Origin of the sequence: Sphingomonas colocasiae (assembly GCF_019880585.1) — a bacterium.
Taxonomy (GTDB): domain Bacteria; phylum Pseudomonadota; class Alphaproteobacteria; order Sphingomonadales; family Sphingomonadaceae; genus Sphingobium_A; species Sphingobium_A colocasiae.
In genome coordinates this window covers 84,102-100,644 of record NZ_JAINVV010000009.1, presented here as the reverse complement: position 1 = coordinate 100,644, position 16,543 = coordinate 84,102, and the positions used below count along the sequence as shown (strand labels likewise).

The following is a 16,543-nucleotide window of genomic DNA, read 5'->3' as shown; positions in this document are numbered from 1 at the left end:
GCGGATCCATGACTAGGGCATTGTCGATCAGCGAACTCGCCGATTTGCTGGCGCAGGGGGACGGGGAGGGCGAGGCCGCCTTCGAAGACACGGGATTCGAGAGCGGATCGGCCGAGGCGCCGATGCCGGAAACCGAGTTGTCGGCGCCGTCCACGCCGATCGCGGAGCTTGCCGTTCAGGCGGCCCGCGCCGCCGCAGCCGCCGAGCCGGGGCCGGTGATGCCGCGCCATTTTTCGCCCGATCCCGATATCGCCAGGGCATTGGGCGTGATGCCGCAATCGAGCGAGGACGATCCGATCCGCCAGGCGTGGAAATCGGGATTCGAGGATGGCGTCGCCACCGAAAAACGGCTCTCCCGCGAAATGCAGGGCGAGGATGTCGCGGCGCTGACCGCGCTGGGCGAGCAGATCCACCAGATCGACGCGGCGAGCCTGCACATGCTCGAAAGCCGCATGCGCGATGCCGTCGTCGCATTGTGCCGCCAAGTGATCGACGATTGCGCGATCGCGCCCGAGCGGCTCGCGGCGCGCATTCAGGCTGCGGTGCGCATGCTCGCCGCCACGCACAACGAAAAGCGCGTCGAGGTGAGCCCGACCGATTTCAAGCTGCTCGGCGGCCAATTGCCGGCCGAATGGACCGTCATCGCCAATCCCGATCTCGCGCGCGGCGCAATCCGCGTGATGACGCCCGAAGGCGGCGTCGAGGACGGGCCGGAACATTGGAAACTCGCGCTGGAAGAGGCGATCCGCACATGCTGAACGGCCTGGCCGCACTGCTCGACCGGTTCGAAACGGCCGAAATCGACAGCGCGCCGCACAGCTTCGGTCGGCTGACCGCCTGTGACGGCCAGTTGCTCGAGGTCAGCGGCCTGGCCGTGCCGATCGGCACGCAGTGCCTGGTCGACTATCGGCCGGGGCACAGCGTTGCCGCCGAGGTCATCGGTTTCCGCAACGGCCTCACCATCATGATGCTGCTCGCCGATCCGATCCTGATCCGGCCGGGCGCGCTGGTCCGTCCCGCCGGATTGCCGGGACTGGTGCCGGTGGGACATGAATTTCTCGGCCGGTCGGTCGATGGCGAAGGGCGGGCGATCGATGGTGGCCCGCCGATCCGCGCCGGCGAATTGTGGCCGGTCGGCGGCATTCGCGGCAATCCGCTCGATCGCAGCCCTGTCCGTCAGCCCTTCGATACCGGGGTGCGCGCGCTCAACGCGCTCACCACCTTCGGCATCGGCCAGCGCGTCGGCATCATGGCCGGCTCGGGCGTCGGCAAATCGGTGCTGCTCGGCATGATCGCGGACGGCGCACGCGCCGATGTCGTGATCGTCGGCCTGATCGGCGAACGCGCGCGCGAAGTCTCCGATTTCGTCCAGCACCGCATGGCGGGCGAGATGCGCCACCGCACCGTGGTGGTGGCGGTGCCTGCCGATCACGCACCCAATCTGCGCGTGCGCGGTGCGCTGCACGCCACCGCGCTCGCCGAATATTTCCGGGCGCAGGGCCTTTCGGTGCTGCTGATCATGGACAGCCTGACCCGCGTGGCGCATGCCGCGCGCGAGATCGCGCTGCTGCTGGGCGAACCCTGTTCTGCGCGCGGCTATCCGCCATCGGCGCTGTCGACATTGACCAAGCTGGTCGAACGCGCAGGCAATTCGGAGGAGAGCGGCGGCGCGATCACCGGCATCTACACCGTGCTCGCCGACGGCGACAATCAGGACGATCCGGTGGTCGATACCGCGCGATCGATCCTCGACGGGCATATCGTGCTGTCGCGCGATCTGGCGCAGCGCAACCAATATCCCGCGATCGACGTCGCGGCGTCGCTCAGCCGCGTGATGAGCGACATCGTCGACAAACCGCATATGAAGGTCGCGCGCGAATTCCGGGCTCTCTCCGCCACCTACGAAACCAATCGCGACCTGATCCTGATGGGTGCCTATCGCGCCGGCAGCGATGCCGGGATCGATCGTTCGATCGCGATGCACGAGCATCTCCAGCAGTTCATCTGCCAGGCCGAGGAGGACCGCGTGACGCTGGCCGACAGCATCGATCAGCTCGCCGCGTTGCTTGGCCATGGCCAATGATCCCCAGCGGCTGAAGCGGCTGCGGCGGATCGAGAAGGTCCGCGCGGTCACCAAGGAGATGAAGCTCGCCGAAGCGGCGCGCGCCGAAAGCACGCTGCACCAGTTGCGCGGCCTTGCCGAACGCACCCGGGCGATGGCGGCCGGCTATTCCGCGCGCGCGGATTCGACGCATGCCGGCCAGCTTGCCGGCATGTTCACCTTCTCCCAGTCGCTTCATCGCATGTCTGACAAGGTTTCGGCCGATGCGGCGACCGCCCAGCATCTTGCCGACCGCCTGGGTCGCGACGTGCATGCGGCCGAGCGCAGCCGCGCCACCGCGCAGGAACGCGCCGACAAATATCAGGCTGACATGGCCCGCGCGGCGGCCGCCAACTATGCCGATGCGGCGGGCCGAAAAGGGTTTGGCACGAAGTTTGAATAGAGAAGGGCGAACCTGCTCCAGGAGCTTTGCCCAATGCCCGACGCCGCCGTCCCCGCCCTTCAGCCGATCGCCCAATTCCTGGCGATTGGTGCGCCGGTGGCGGCCGATGCGGCGGTTTCGGCCGATTTCGCGGCTTTGCTGGCGCAACAGGTCGTCGACGGAACGGCAATGGCTTTGCCGGAACCCGGCAAGATCTTGCCGGCTGGCCGGCAAGATCTTGCCGCCCTGCAATTGCCGGTCGTGATCGTTCCCGAAGATGGCGTTGCCGAGGACGGGATCGACATGCCGGTGGCCGACGACGCCGAAGGTGATGACGAGGGTTCGGCCGATCGGGCGATGCCCGAAATCCTGTTCCCGATCTTCGCTATGCTGTCGCAGCCGGTGCCCGTGCGGGCCGAGCCGGCTGCCGGGACATCGGACGCGCCCGTTGCGTCGCCTTCGCTCATGCAGCCGATGGCGATGACGGCGCCGATCCTGCCCGAAGGCGCGGCTCCGGTCGCGACCCAGTCTCCGGTCACGTCGGCCATGCCGGCCGCGCAAGTCGCGCCCGTCGCCGCGCCGGCCGTCACCGCCGCACCCGGACAGACCATGTTGTCCTCCGATATCGTCGAGGCCGTTCGCGCCGCGCCCGCCGCCGCGCTGCCCACGCACAGCGTCGCGTTCGTGATGCGCGCCGATCCGGCCGCAACGCCCGTCACGGCGACGCCGTTCGCGGCCGCGCCTTCGGTGGAGGTCGCGCTCGATGCGCGGCCGGTCGACGGCAAGGCCGAACAGCCCGTGCGGGAGGCCCGGCCGGCGCGCTTCGTCGCGCAGCCGGTGGCGGAAGCACGCAACGCCGCGCTCGCCATCCAGGCCGATCCGATCGCGGAAGCCGCGCCGCGCAAGTCGCGCCTGCCCGCCGATATCGCGGCGCTGTTCGATCCGTCGCCGGTGCCCGGCGCGCCGACCTCCGAATTTCGCGGCGTGGCCGCTGCGTCGGCGACCGCCGCGATCGACGCGCTGCCGCGCGACCGCGCCGTCTCGCTGGTCGATACCATCGCGACGCTGCGCAGCGAGGCGCGCGGTGACACGCTCTCGCTTGCGATCCAGCATGACGATTTCGGGCGGATCTCGGTGCGCTTCGAACAGTCGGACGACAAGGTCGTCGTCCAGTTCGACACGCAGGACGCCGATCTCGCGCGGCTGATCGCGGACGCCGCGCCCGACCTCAAATCGGCCGGCGAACCGCACGGCATGCGCTTCGAGCGCCGCGACGCCACCGCCGGCAATGGCGGCGCCGGCTCGAACATGGGCGGTTCGCACGATGCGCCCCGCCAGGGCCGCGATGCGGCCACAACCCATGGCAGCCAGCGGCCGCAGTCGAGACCGACGCGCGACCGTGGCGGTATTTTCGCCTGACATTGACCTTCCGGAGACCTTGAGATGAGCACCGCAAAAACCATGGGCGCCGCCGAAGCGCCGCCGAAAAAGAGCAAGGGCCTGATGATCAAGCTGCTCGCCGGCGCGACGCTGATCGGCGCGGGCGGCGGCGTCGCCTATGGCCTGATGCTCCAGGGCGTCATCGGCAGCGCGGCCGAAGTGAAGGAAGACAAGAATCCCAAATTCGTCCGCAAGGGCGAGGCCGATCCCTATGCGCCGGTGGGCGAGGGGCATGGCGAGGGCGCCGCCGCGCAGGACGTGGACGGTGAGGGCGGTGAGCCCTATCGCACCAGCTATTACAGCTTCAACGACGAGTTCACGTCGAACCTTCGCGAGAGCGGCCATTTCGTCCAGCTCAGCCTGGCCGCGTCGACCAATTATGACGGCCGCGTGCTGCTGTGGCTCAAGAAGCACGAACTGGCGATCCGCTCGGCCATCCTGATCGTGCTTGCCGATACCAGCGAGGAAGAGGCCTATAGCGTCGTCGGCAAGGAAAAGCTGCAGAAGCGGCTGACCGACGCGATCAACAAGGTGCTCGTCACGAACGAAGGCTTTGGCGGCGTCAAGGCCGTCTACTTCAAGTCGTTCATCGTCCAGTGAACGCGCATGTCGGCATGAAGGGCGGCGGGCGCGGCTCGTCGGCGCAGCACGCGGAAACGCTGCTGGCGGGAAGCCAGTCGGCGACGACCGACCTCGACCCGCTGAACCAGCTTGCCGGCCGTCTGCGCAAGGGCATGAAGATGGGCCTGGAGCCCATCCTCAACACCCTGCCCGAAGTGACGCTCCAGCCCGCGGCGATGATGCGTTACGACACCTATATGGCCGACGTTCCGTCGCTCGCCAGCAACAGCCTGTTCCGCGTCAAGCGCTCCGATGCGCGTTTCCTGCTGTCGGTCGACGGCGGCGCGATCATGCGGCTGGTCGATCGCTATTTCGGCGGCAGCGGCGCGGTCGATCCCGTGCTGCCGCAGGAATTTCCGATGTCGGCCGAACTGATGATCGAACGGCTGGAAACGATGATCGTCGCGCGCCTGGCCGATGCGATGGGAAGCACACCCGAGATCGAGCGCGAGAAGCATGAGGCGACGATCGCCCATCTCGCCTATCTCGAGCCCAGCGACCAGATCGTGCTCTCGCGCATGACAGTGAGCGAAGCCGCGCGCGAGCCCTGGCATATCGATTTCGTCTTCGCCGGCACCGCGCTGCGCATGCTGGCACCCAAGCTTGCCAACCGCGTCACCAGCCGCCGCCCCGGCCGCGCCGACTGGGACGATCTCGTCCAGTCGCCGCTGGGTGAAGTGCCGCTCACGGTGCGCGCGGTGATGGCGGAAAGCTCGATCTCGATGGCGACGATCGCCGCGCTCGAACCCGGCCAGATCCTGCCGATCTCGCTCGCCCGCCATGTCGCGCTGCGCGTCGGTGAACAGGCGATCGGCTTCGGCACCATGGGCAAGCATGAGGACCGCATGGCGGTCCGCCTCAAGCAGATCCTCAAGGACTAAGGACCAGACGATGACCATCACCGCGAAGAAATTCGATATCCTGAAGGATGTCGACGTCCGGCTCACCGTCGAGCTCGGTCGTACCAACCTGAAGCTCAAGGACCTGCTGGCGCTCGGCGAGGACAGCGTCGTCACGCTCGACAAGCTGTCGGACGACCTGCTCGACGTGCTCGTCAACGGCACGCTGATCGCGCGCGGCGAGGTGGTGACGCAGGGCGACCGTTTCGGCCTGCGCATCGTCGAACTCGCCAATCGCGCTGGCGGCGGCGACGAGGATGTCGCCTGATGCTCTGGTACATCGTCAAGCTGCTGATTATCCTGCCGATGATCGCGGGCCTCGCCTATGGCAGCCTGCGTCTCGCCAAGCATATGCAAGGGCGCCTGGCGCCCAATCAGGGCGATCGCATCGCGAAGATCATCGAATCCTCGATGCTTTCGCCGGGCGTGAAGATCGCCGTCATCGAATTCCATGGCCGCGAGATTCTGGTCTCGGCCACGCGCAACGGCCTCGCCACCCTGGCGGAAGCGCCTGCACGGCCGCGCGCCGCGGTGAACGGAGACGCCAAGTGAAGCGTATCCTGTTCGCGCTCTGCCTTGCGCTGATCGCTTTCTCTCCCGAACTCGCGCATGCCGCGGCCGCCGCGCCGCTGCCGATGCCGGCGCCGCCCGCGGCGCTGCCCGGCGCGCTCGATCGCGCATTTGGCGAGATCAGCGGCAATCAGGGCGGCAGCATGTCGCTGTCGCTCCAGTTCCTGCTCATCATGGGTCTGCTCACGATCCTGCCGAGCCTGTTGCTGATGATGACCAGCTTCACGCGCATTCTGATCGTGCTTGCGATCCTGCGCCAGGCGCTCGGCCTCCAGCAATCGCCGCCCAATCAGGTGCTGATCGGCCTTTCGCTGTTCCTGTCGCTGTTCGTGATGGCGCCGGTGCTGGAGCAGGTGAACACCAATGCCATCCAGCCCTATTCGGCGGGCACCATCAATGCGGAACAGGCGATCGCCAAGGGCGGCGAAAGCTTCCACGCCTTCATGGTCACGCAGACGCGCAAGACCGATCTGCAGATGTTCTCCGACATGGCAGGGCAAAAGGGCTATGCCCGCTCCGCCGACATTCCCTTCTCGATCCTGATGCCGGCGTTCGTCACCAGCGAACTCAAGACCGCCTTCCAGATCGGCTTCCTCGTCTTCCTGCCTTTCCTCGTCATCGATCTCGTCATCGCCAGCGTGCTGATGTCGCTGGGCATGATGATGATGTCCCCCACCGTCGTATCGCTGCCCTTCAAGCTGCTGCTGTTCGTCCTTGTCGACGGCTGGGCGCTGCTGATGGGCTCGCTCGCCGCCAGCTTCGGAACCTGATCCGATGGATAACGCAACCTCGCTTCTCGAACTCGCCAACCGGACGATGTGGGTGGTCGCGCTCGTCGCCGCCCCCGTTCTCCTCGCCTCGCTGGCGGTCGGCCTGGTCGTGGGCATGATCCAGGCCGCGACCTCGGTCAACGAACAGACGCTCACCTTCGTGCCCAAGCTCGCGGTCACCGCGCTGGTGCTCGTCATTTTCGGCGGCTCGATGATGGGGCTGATGACCGATTTCACGCAGGACCTGTTCGCGATGATCCCGGAGATCACCCGGTGATAGCGGTCGATTTCGGTTTCGGGACGCTCGAAGCCGAACTCTGGCGGATGATGTTCATCATGACGCGCATCGGCGCGGCATTGCTCGCCGCGCCCATCTTCAGCTCGGCCGGCGTGCCGGTGCAGCTCCGCGTCGCGATCACCGGCGCCGTCGCGATCCTCGTCACCGCCTGGACCGACGTCGCGGCGCCCGCCGCTTTGCTCTCCGCCGCCGGGCTCGTCGCGATGGCGAGCGAAGTGCTGATCGGCCTGGCGATGGGCTTCGTCATCCAGTTGACCTTCGCCGCGCCCACGATCGCGGCCGAAGTGATCAGCGGCACGATGGGCATGAGCATCGCCACCGCCGCCGATCCCAATTCGGGCGCGGGATCGACCGCGCTCGGCCAGTATTTCTCGATCCTGCTGACGCTCGCCTTCCTCGCGGTCGACGCGCATCTCCAGTTCGTCTCGCTGATCGTGCGCAGCTACACGGTGTTTCCGCCGGGCGGAAGCTGGCTCTCGGCCGCGCAGTTCGAACAGGTGGTGAGCTTCGGCGGCGACATGCTGGCGACGGCGGTGCTGCTGGCGCTTCCGGTCACGCTGATCCTGATCCTCGTCAACGTCGTCACCGGCATCGTCAGCCGTTCGGCGCCCTCGCTCAACCTGTTCGCGCTGGGCCTGCCGGCCGGCGTCTTCGCCGGCATCATCGCGCTGGTCATTTCCGCGCCGCTGCTCAACGAACAGTTGCTCGGCCTGGCGGGCGACGCCGTCGCCGATGTCGAGACCATGCTGGTGGCGCGATGAGCGAGCAATCCGGCGAGAAGAGCTTCGCGCCAAGCCAGAAGCGGCTGCGCGATGCCGCCAAGAATGGCGATGTCGTCCGTTCGCGCGAACTGGCGACCGCCGTGGTCGTGCTGGCCGGCGTCGCCTGGCTCTGGTTCGCCGACGACTGGATGATGGCCAGTTTCAGCGAAGTCTTTCATCTCGGCCTGCGCTGGGACCGGGCCGCGCTCGACAATTTCGAACCCGGCGCGGTGCTGCGCGCGATGCTGGGGGCGACGCTGCCGATGATCCTGGCGCTGGGCGCGATCACGATCGTCGTCTCGCTCGCCTCGCAGCTCGCGTTCGGCCATGGCCGCTTCAACGCTGGCAACATGGCGCCCAAGTTCAGCCGCCTCAATCCGCTGTCGGGCCTCAAGCGCATGTTCGGCCCCAATGGCCTGATCGAGCTGGGCAAGGCGCTGGTCAAGGTCGCGCTGCTCGGCGCCATCGCCTGGTGGTTCGCGCAAGGGGTGATCGGTTCGGTGCTGGGCCTGGGGCGCGGCAATCTGATCGGGCAGCTCGACTATGCCTGGGATCTGCTGATCCGGCTGATGCTGACGCTCTCGGCCGGCTTGGTCGTCATCGCGCTGTTCGACGTGCCGATCCAGATCGTCCGCCAGCTCGGGCGCCTGAAGATGACGCATCAGGAAATGCGCGACGAGCACAAGGAAAGCGAAGGATCGCCCGAGAAGAAGGCCGCGATCCGCCAGCGCCAGCGCGAGATCGCCAAGGGCGGCATGCACCGCGCGATGCGCGACGCACAGTTCGTCATCACCAACCCGACGCATTTCTCGGTGGCGCTCACCTATGATCCGACGCGCGCCTCGGCGCCGATCGTGCTCGCCAAGGGGCGCGGCGAAAAGGCGCTGGCGATGCGCGAGCTCGCCAAGGAACTGAACGTGCCCGTGCTCGAATATCCGATGCTCGCGCGCTCGGTCTATTTCACGACGCGCGAGAATATGGTGATCCGCGAGGAGCTGTTCATCGCGGTCGCATCGGTGCTCGCCTTCGTCATGTCGCTGAAGCGCGGCGAACGCCCGGCCCGCCCGGTGATCGACGTGCCGATGCACATGCGCTTCGACGAATTCGGCCGGGCGGCCGAACAATGAGACATATGGGGATTAAGTCCGTGGCACGGCGGACGTTCTAGCGATCATGGACTCGATCATCTCCACCCTGGGCGCCGGTAGCGGCATCGATATGGCAGCGCTGACCACGAAGCTGGTCGACGCGCAGTTCGCGACCAAGATCGCGCGGCTGGAGAAGAAGGACGAGCAGCTCGACGCGCAGATTTCGGCGGCGTCCTCGATCAAGAACAAGATCCAGCTTCTGGCGACGGCGCTCGGCGAACGCGTCCGCACCGGCGATCTGACGCCGCTGCCGACCATCGCCAACGGCGCGGTCGCGACGGTCAGTCGCCTGTCGGTGGCGGCGCCGACCAAGGGATCCTATTCGCTCGAAGTGCAGCAGCTCGCGGGCAGCCAGTCGCTGGCGAGCGCGGCTTATGCCAGTGCCGCCACCACCGTCGGATCGGGCACGCTGACCTTGCGCTTCGGCACCGTCGACGGATCGAGCTTCACCGCCAATGCCGCGCGCGATCCCGTGACGGTCACGATTGCGCCGGGCGCGACCTTGCAGGGTGTCGCCGATGCCATCAACATGTCGGGCAGCGGCGTCACCGCCTATGTCGCGACCACCACCACGGGCGCCAAGCTGATGATGAAGGGCGCTGACGGCGCCGAGAACGGCTTCACCGTCGAAGCGGCTGAAACGGCGGGCGACGAGGGGCTGGCGGCGCTGGCCTGGGCGCCGGGCGGCACGTCGTCGGCGCAACTGTTCTCGACCGCGACCGACGCGCTCTTCAAGCTCGACGGCCTCGAGATGTCGAGCAAGACGAACACAGTGACCGACGCGATCGACGGTCTCTCGATTTCGCTGAGCGGCACCAATATCGGCAATCCCACGCGGATCGGCTTTTCGAACCCGGCGCCCAACATATCCAGCGCGATGAGCGATTTCGTCGCGGCGCTCAACGAGATCCAGGCCGAGATCGCCGAGGTGATGAACGTGCAGAGCGGCGATATCCGCCGCGATGGCGGCGCGCAGGCGCTGCGCCGCGAACTTTCCAACCTGACGTCGAAGATCATCATGCCCAACGCCGCCGAAGGGGAACCGGCGACGCTGGCGCAACTGGGCGTGAAGACCAATCGCGACGGCAGCTATTCGCTCGACACCACTGTGCTCGGCGCGGCGCTCACCGCCAATCCCGAAGCGGTTTCCAGGATGTTCACGCCCGGCCTGTACGGCGTCTATGCGGAGATGGACCGGATTTCGCGCAGCGCTTCGGCGGTCGGGAACCCCGGTTCACTCGCGGCGTCGATCCAGCGCTACACCAGCATGAAGAAGGATATCGTCGAGGATCGTACGACGCTCGACGAGGCGTCGCAGCGCCTGCGTGACCGGCTGACGCAGCAATTCAGCGTCGCGGATTCGCGCGTCGCGAACTTCAAGTCGACGATGACCTTCCTGGAAAACCAGATCGCGGCGTGGAACGCGAAGGACTGATATGCTGGCCACGCGCACCAATCCGGCCGAAACCTATCGGCGCATCGAATTCGACGCGCGCGTCAGCGGCGCCGATCAGCGCCAGCTCGTCACCTTGCTGGTCGAAGAGCTGCTCGCGGCGCTGCAATCGGCGCTGTTCGCGCATGACCACGGCCATAACCAGCGCAAGAGCGCGGCGATGACGCGCGCGATCGCGGTGCTGACGACGATGGAACTGGGCGTGATGCCGGGCGCCGAGGACGGCATCGGCGCGACGCTGCTGCATTTCTATCGCGCGGGAAAACGCACGATCCTCGATTCGGTTGTCGGCTTCGATCGCGAGGCGATCGTGCGGCTGCACGGTGATTTCGACGATATCCGCCGGTCCTTCGTTCAGCGTTGAGCCGTCCTCGCCCGACAGCGTCGCAGGCCCTGCTCTATTCGTTTATCCACAGCGTGTGCGCGTCGATGCGCAGTTTCAGGATCACGCGTGCCGCAGCTGCGCGCGCCGCGATCTCGGCGGCGCGGGTTTCGTTCGCCTGGCGTTCCGCGTAGAGCCGGTCGGCCAGATCGATCGCGCCGAGCGACTGGCCGCGCGCGGAGAGGGCCGCGCTTTCCTCCGCCCGCCGGACGGCTTCGCGGCTTGCCCGCCACGCGTTCAACCGCCCCTGGGCTTCGGCGACATCGGCTGCGGCATTGCTCGCGATTTCCCGCTCGACCTGCATCTGGTCGGCGCGCGCCGCCGTCGCTTCCGCAGCCGCCTGATCGGCCAGGGCCCGACGATGGCCACCGCCCAAGGGCAGCGATGCGAACAGGCCCGCCCCTTTCTCTTCGCCGCCGCGTTCGCTGAACAGGCGGAAACCCAGTGATGGATCGGCCATACGGTCGGAACGCGCACGTCGCGCCATGACGGCGCGGCGGTCCGCCTGGCCTGCGGCGGCGCCGATCTCATGGCTGCGTTCGACGATCAGCGCCTGCAGTCGGGCGAAGCCTTCCGCGGGTATGGCGGGATCGGCCAGGCTGGGCGGGTCGGCGGGCAGGGGCAGGTCCGGAAACCGCGCGGCGAGCAACGCTCGCGCGCGATCACGATCGGCCGCGGCGTCGCCGGCTTGGGTTTCGGCCAGCGCAAGTGCGACATTCGCCTGTTCGAGATCGAGCTGAGCCGCGTCCCGCAGTGCGACGCGGCGTCCCGTCGCCTGTACGAGCGTGCGCTGGTTTGTGACCAGCGCCAATGCGTTGCGATGCAGGTCGGCCGCGCGCAGCCAATCATACCAGAGCTGGGCCAAGGCCAGCGCGGCCTGATGGCGCGCATCTTCCATCAGATCGGTGGCAACGGTGACGGCCAGGGCACCGGAACTGCGATCGAGCGCCGCCTTGCCGGGCAAGCGGAAAGCACGACTGATCGTGGTATCGAATTCGGTATGGTCACCTTCGCGCTCGATGGTGCGGCGGGACAGGGTTCCTTGTGCCGTGATCTCGTGCGATCCGCGCCGGAGCGCGTGGCTTTCGGCGCGCGCGGCATCGATGCGTGCCATCGCGGCGGCAACGGTCGGCTGGTTGTCCAATGCGCTCGCGACAATGGCTTCGGGCGGCAGATCGTTCGACTGCGCGATGGCCGGGGCGGAAAGGGTCGCCAGCAGCATCCACAGATGTCTCATGCGATCCGCCCTCCCTGCTCAAGCCTGACGGTGCGCCATCGAAAGGGCAGGCGCCGCCGCGTTCGTGTGGCGGCGTCCAGCGCGCCGGCGAGTTGGCCGGCGTCCAGCTCGACCTCGATCGCCATGCGGTCGAGCGTCCCGGCGACCCGTTCGGCGGTCGCCGCATCGGCATAATCGCGGCCGAGGACCGCCTCGCGGTGCAGATGGACGGGTGCACCCGCATGGTCGCGCAGTGCCGTGGCGATCTGGTCGGCATCGTCGACGCCGCAGAACAGGGTGAGGAGCATGCGGGTCATATCCTGGCCTCCGGCTGCTTCTCGCCGAACCTCTCATAGAGGATGGGCAGCAGCACCAGCGTGAGCAAAGTCGAGGTGAAAAGGCCGCCGATGACGACGATCGCGAGCGGTTTCTGGATTTCCGATCCCGGGCCGGTCGCGAAGAGCAGGGGGACCAGGCCGAAGCCGGTGATGCTGGCGGTCATCAACACCGGGCGCAGCCGTCGCTCTGCGCCCCGGCGCACCGTCTCGGCCATCGCCATGCCGTCCGCGCGCAACTGGCGGAAATAGGAAACGAGGACGAGGCCGTTGAGCACGGCGATGCCGAGCAGGGCGATGAAGCCGACCGATGCGGGCACAGAGAGATATTCGCCCGCCAGCCAGAGCGCGATGATCCCGCCCACCGCCGCGAACGGGATGTTCGCCAGGATCAACAGCGATCCGCGCAGCGACTTGAGCGTGACGTAGAGGACAAGGAAGATCAGCAGCAGCGCCGCCGGGATGACCAGCATCAGCCGGGCGGAGGCACGCTGCTGGTTCTCGAACTGTCCGCCCCAGACCAGGCGATAGCCCGCCGGAAGGCGAATTTTCTGCGCGACACGCGCCTTCGCCTCATCGACATAGCCGACGAGATCGCGGCCGGAAACGAAAGCCTGCACCAGAGCGTAGCGGGCGCCGCTTTCATGATCGAGGCGAATGGGGCCGACGGTGCGCTCCACCCGTGCGAGATCGCTGACCCGTGCCAGTTCGCCGGATGGCGTCGTCACTTGCAGATCGGCGAAGCGCGCGGGATCGTTACGCACCGCATCGTCGCCGCGGATCAGCACCGGAATGCGCTTCTGCGCTTCCGCCACCAGTCCTGCCGGAAGGCCTTCGAGCTGGGCGCGTAGCGTATCCTGCAATGTCTCCACCGGCATGCCCGCGCGGCCTGCCGCGACGCGATCGATGTCGAGCTGGAAATAATCGACGGTGTCGTTGGCGACCGTCGTCACTTCGGTCGCGCCGCGTGTCGATTGCAGCTCATGCCGGACGCGGGCCGCGAGTTCCGCCAGCGTGTCGAGATCGGGGCCGAAGATCTTGACGGCGAGGTCGCCGCGCGCGCCGGTCAGCATTTCGGCGACGCGCATCTCGATCGGCTGGGTGAAGGTGGGTTCCACGCCGGGCATGCCGGCCAGTGCCTTGCGCATCTCCTCCACCACGAAATCGCGATCGCCGCGCCACTCGGATTGCGGTTTCAGCGTCACGAATAGATCGGTTTCGTTGAGGCCCATGGGATCGAGGCCGATCTCGTCGGTGCCGGTCCGCGAAATGACGCCGGTCACCTCGGGTACCTTGCCGATCAGTTCCGCTTCGATCATGCCCGTCAGCGCCAGCGATCGATCCAGGCCCATGGTCGGCAGCTTGGTCACCTGGATGACCACCGATCCCTCATCCATCGTCGGCATGAAGGTCTTGCCGACAGCACCATAGGCAAGCACTGCCAGTGCGAGGCCCGCGCCCGACAATGCGTAGACCAGCCGCTTGCGCGCGAAGGCGCCGGCCAGCAGCGCCGCATAGCGCGGCGCGAGCTTGCGCATGATCCAGGGTTCGCCATGCGCACCGCTCTTCAATCCGAAAGACGCGAGAACTGGCACCAGGGTGAGTGCCAGCAGCAGTGATCCGGCGAGCGCGAACATGATGGTGAGCGCAACCGGAGCGAACAGCTTGCCTTCCAGTCCTTCGAGCGAGAGCAGGGGCAGGAAGACGAGTGCGATGATGACCAATCCGGCGGAGACCGGCACGATCACTTCGGCGGTCGCGCGGAAGACGATGTTGAGGCGCGGCGCGGCCTCGTCGCGCGCGCGGCCCAGCCGCTCGACGACATTCTCGACCACGACGACCGCGCCGTCGACCAGCATGCCGATGGCGATGGCGAGCCCGCCCAGGCTCATCAGATTCGCGGACAGCCCCATGCCGCGCATGAACAGGAAGGTGGTGAGCGCAGCCATGGGCAGCGTGACCGCGACGATCGCCGCGGCGCGCCAGTTGCCCAGGAACAGCACCAGCAGCACGATGACCAGAATCGTCGCTTCGATCAGCGCCTTCTGCACGGTGTTGACGGCGCGCCCGATCAGGTCCGATCGATCGTAGAAGATCGAGATCTTGGTGCCTGCCGGCAGGCTGTTCTCCACCTCTGCCAGGCGCGCGCGGATACCGTGCACCACCTGCTGCGCGTCGGCGCCGCGCAACGCGATAACCAGCCCCTGTACAGCCTCGCCCTTGCCATCGGCGGTGACGCCGCCATAGCGGGTGAGCGATCCGGTGCCGACGGTCGCGACGTCGCCCACGCGCACGATCGCGCCGTTACGCGTGACGACCGCCATCTGCGCGAGATCCTGCGCATCGCGCACCGCGCCGACGGCGCGCACGATCAGCGTCTCTTCTCCCGAGCCGAGTCGCCCGGCGCCGTCGTTGCGGTTTCCGCGTTCGATCGCCGCCTTCAGGTCGTCGACCGAAAGGCGAGCGGCCGCGAGCGCAACGGGATCGGGCCGGACTTCATAGCTGCGGACATGGCCACCCAGTGCATTGACATCGGCGACGCCCGGCACGGTCCGCAGCGCGGGCCGGATCGTCCAGTCGAGCAGTTCGCGTTTCTCGCTCAGCGACAACGGTCCGTCGATGGTGAACATGAACACGTCGGAGAGCGGTGTGGAGATCGGCGCCATTCCGCCCTCCACGCCGGCGGGCAGTTCCGCCATCACGCCGGCCAGCCGTTCACCGACCTGCTGCCTCGCCCAGTAGATGTCGGTTCCGTCGATAAAGTCGATCGTGATGTCCGCGATCGCATATTTTGCGGTGGACCGGAGCATCGCCTGATCGGGCAGCCCAAGCATCTCCAGTTCGATCGGCGTGATGACGCGGGTTTCAACCTCCTCGGGCGTCATGCCCGGCGCTTTCAGGATGATCTTGACCTGGGTCTGCGCGATATTGGGATAGGCGTCGACCGGCAGCGTCGAATAGGCCCAGCTGCCGAGGCCCGCGACGACCAGCGCCAGCGCCACAAGCATCAGCCGATAGGAAAGCGACCAGGCGACCAGTCCGCGCAGCATCAATTCTGTCCGGCCAGCGACTTCAGTTCGCTGGTGCCGCTGGTCGCGACCCGTTCCCCCGCGCGCAACCCCTTGAAGATGACGGCGCGGTCGCCCGCCTTTTCTCCGGCTTCGACGGTTCGGGCGGCAACGCCCTTGTCGGTGCGGACGAATATCGTCGGTCTGCCGTCGATGTCGATCACGGCGCCGGCAGGCACGATGACCGCGCCCATGGGTGCCGGGCCCAGCAGGGTCGCGCTGGTCGATCGGCCCGATACGATGCCCGGCGCCGCCGGAATCGCCGCGCGCAACACCGCCGACCGGGTTTGCGGATCCACCACGGCGCCGACGCTGCTCACGGTGCCGCGCACGCCGTCCCCCATCTGCACTGCCATGCCGGGGCGGATCTGGCCGATCAGTCTTTCGGGCAATTGCGCGGTCAGTTCATACCGGCTCGCGGCGTCGATCACATAGGCGGCGGTCGTCCCGTCCACCGGGCTGCCGGTTTGGATCGCTGTGCTTGTCACCCGTCCGGCGATGGGGGCGGTGAGCGTGTAGGTGCCGCTGGCGGGGGAGCCGTTGACCATGGCGACGATGCGCCGCTGCTCGTTCAGCTCCGCCTGCGCTTCGCGCAGCGCCGCGCGCGCTTCGTCCGCACGGGCCCCGGCGATGATCCCCTCGCGCGCGAGCTGGCCCAGCCGACCGTCATTGGCGCGCGCCACCGCCACGCGTGCCGACGCCTGTTCCACGCCGGCGCCCAGCGTCAGCAACTCGCGCGCGGCGACGACAGCGAGGGGCTGGCCGGCGCGCACGCTGTCGCCCTCGACCACCAGTGTCCGGGTGACGACGCCTGGGATGATCGCGGCGACCGCGACACGCGCATTGGGCGGCGGCGCGACGGTGACGGGCACGGTACCGATCGCGATCTCGGTCGCGGTTTCGGCGGCGGCGAAGCGGACCCCGATCCAAGCCATTTGTTCGGCCGAGAGATTGAGTGCGCCGGGTCGCACAGGCATGGCGGCGTTGGCCGTCCCATTCACCGGCTCGGCCTCGGGTTCGGCCGAACAGGCGGCCAGCAGCGTGAGCAGGCCCAGCGATCGCATCTGGTACATGGCGGCTTCATCCCCGGGGAGTGCTT

18 protein-coding genes are annotated in these 16,543 nt (G+C 67.4%); 14 read left to right on the top strand and 4 right to left on the bottom strand.

Going from position 1 to position 16,543, the window contains the following annotated elements; all coding sequences use genetic code 11:
- Nucleotides 1-8: 8 nt before the first annotated feature.
- From K7G82_RS19210 to K7G82_RS19145, 14 genes are read left to right on the top strand one after another with little or no spacing between them, the layout of a single operon-like run.
- Nucleotides 9-758, top strand: a complete 750-nt coding sequence (locus K7G82_RS19210; RefSeq protein WP_222991552.1) for a FliH/SctL family protein — start codon at nt 9-11, stop codon at nt 756-758.
- On the top strand, nt 752-2,083 hold the full coding sequence (locus tag K7G82_RS19205) for a FliI/YscN family ATPase (RefSeq protein ID WP_222991551.1): 1,332 nt from the start codon (nt 752-754) through the stop codon (nt 2,081-2,083). The genes K7G82_RS19210 and K7G82_RS19205 overlap by 7 nt, the downstream gene beginning before the upstream one ends.
- Nucleotides 2,073-2,504, top strand: a complete 432-nt coding sequence (locus K7G82_RS19200; protein ID WP_222991550.1) for a hypothetical protein — start codon at nt 2,073-2,075, stop codon at nt 2,502-2,504. Before K7G82_RS19205 ends, K7G82_RS19200 begins: the two co-directional genes overlap by 11 nt.
- A 33-nt stretch (nt 2,505-2,537) precedes the next feature.
- Nucleotides 2,538-3,902 carry a hypothetical protein gene (locus K7G82_RS19195; RefSeq protein ID WP_222991549.1) on the top strand — a complete coding sequence of 455 codons (1,365 nt, stop codon included), beginning with the start codon at nt 2,538-2,540 and terminating at the stop codon, nt 3,900-3,902.
- A gap of 24 nt (nt 3,903-3,926) precedes the next feature.
- Complete coding sequence (locus K7G82_RS19190; RefSeq protein ID WP_246623702.1) at nt 3,927-4,523, top strand: flagellar basal body-associated FliL family protein; 597 nt, start codon at nt 3,927-3,929, stop codon at nt 4,521-4,523.
- Nucleotides 4,520-5,425, top strand: coding sequence for a FliM/FliN family flagellar motor switch protein (locus tag K7G82_RS19185; protein ID WP_222991548.1), 906 nt, complete (start codon nt 4,520-4,522; stop codon nt 5,423-5,425). Before K7G82_RS19190 ends, K7G82_RS19185 begins: the two co-directional genes overlap by 4 nt.
- 10 nt (nt 5,426-5,435) lie before the next feature.
- Complete coding sequence (gene fliN / locus K7G82_RS19180) at nt 5,436-5,711, top strand: flagellar motor switch protein FliN (RefSeq protein WP_222991547.1); 276 nt, start codon at nt 5,436-5,438, stop codon at nt 5,709-5,711.
- Nucleotides 5,711-5,995 (top strand): flagellar biosynthetic protein FliO, encoded by a 285-nt coding sequence (locus K7G82_RS19175; protein ID WP_222991546.1) that lies wholly within the window; start codon nt 5,711-5,713, stop codon nt 5,993-5,995. The genes fliN and K7G82_RS19175 overlap by 1 nt, the downstream gene beginning before the upstream one ends.
- Nucleotides 5,992-6,783, top strand: a complete 792-nt coding sequence (gene fliP / locus K7G82_RS19170; RefSeq protein ID WP_425517294.1) for a flagellar type III secretion system pore protein FliP — start codon at nt 5,992-5,994, stop codon at nt 6,781-6,783. The genes K7G82_RS19175 and fliP overlap by 4 nt, the downstream gene beginning before the upstream one ends.
- Before the next feature lie 4 nt (nt 6,784-6,787).
- Entirely contained in the window at nt 6,788-7,060 is a 273-nt protein-coding gene (fliQ, locus tag K7G82_RS19165; RefSeq protein ID WP_222991545.1) for a flagellar biosynthesis protein FliQ, read from the top strand.
- The gene (fliR, locus tag K7G82_RS19160; protein ID WP_222991544.1) at nt 7,057-7,842 is read left to right on the top strand and encodes a flagellar biosynthetic protein FliR; all 786 of its coding nucleotides are present in this window, start codon (nt 7,057-7,059) and stop codon (nt 7,840-7,842) included. Before fliQ ends, fliR begins: the two co-directional genes overlap by 4 nt.
- The gene (locus K7G82_RS19155) at nt 7,839-8,969 is read left to right on the top strand and encodes an EscU/YscU/HrcU family type III secretion system export apparatus switch protein (protein WP_222991543.1); all 1,131 of its coding nucleotides are present in this window, start codon (nt 7,839-7,841) and stop codon (nt 8,967-8,969) included. Before fliR ends, K7G82_RS19155 begins: the two co-directional genes overlap by 4 nt.
- Nucleotides 8,970-9,015: 46 nt before the next feature.
- On the top strand, nt 9,016-10,425 hold the full coding sequence (fliD, locus tag K7G82_RS19150) for a flagellar filament capping protein FliD (RefSeq protein ID WP_222991542.1): 1,410 nt from the start codon (nt 9,016-9,018) through the stop codon (nt 10,423-10,425).
- Nucleotide 10,426: 1 nt separating this feature from the next.
- A complete protein-coding gene (locus K7G82_RS19145; RefSeq protein WP_222991541.1) occupies nt 10,427-10,807 on the top strand; it encodes a flagellar protein FliS in 381 nt (126 codons plus the stop codon).
- 34 nt (nt 10,808-10,841) lie between these two features.
- Here the strand turns inward: K7G82_RS19145 and K7G82_RS19140 are convergent, their stop codons facing one another.
- From K7G82_RS19140 to K7G82_RS19125, 4 genes are read right to left on the bottom strand one after another with little or no spacing between them, the layout of a single operon-like run.
- On the bottom strand, nt 10,842-12,062 hold the full coding sequence (locus K7G82_RS19140; RefSeq protein WP_222991540.1) for a TolC family protein: 1,221 nt from the start codon (nt 12,060-12,062) through the stop codon (nt 10,842-10,844).
- Nucleotides 12,059-12,358, bottom strand: coding sequence for a DUF3240 domain-containing protein (locus tag K7G82_RS19135; protein WP_222991539.1), 300 nt, complete (start codon nt 12,356-12,358; stop codon nt 12,059-12,061). Before K7G82_RS19135 ends, K7G82_RS19140 begins: the two co-directional genes overlap by 4 nt.
- A complete protein-coding gene (locus K7G82_RS19130; protein WP_222991538.1) occupies nt 12,355-15,426 on the bottom strand; it encodes an efflux RND transporter permease subunit in 3,072 nt (1,023 codons plus the stop codon). The genes K7G82_RS19135 and K7G82_RS19130 overlap by 4 nt, the downstream gene beginning before the upstream one ends.
- A complete protein-coding gene (locus K7G82_RS19125) occupies nt 15,426-16,517 on the bottom strand; it encodes an efflux RND transporter periplasmic adaptor subunit (RefSeq protein ID WP_246623701.1) in 1,092 nt (363 codons plus the stop codon). Before K7G82_RS19125 ends, K7G82_RS19130 begins: the two co-directional genes overlap by 1 nt.
- Nucleotides 16,518-16,543 lie beyond the last annotated feature (26 nt).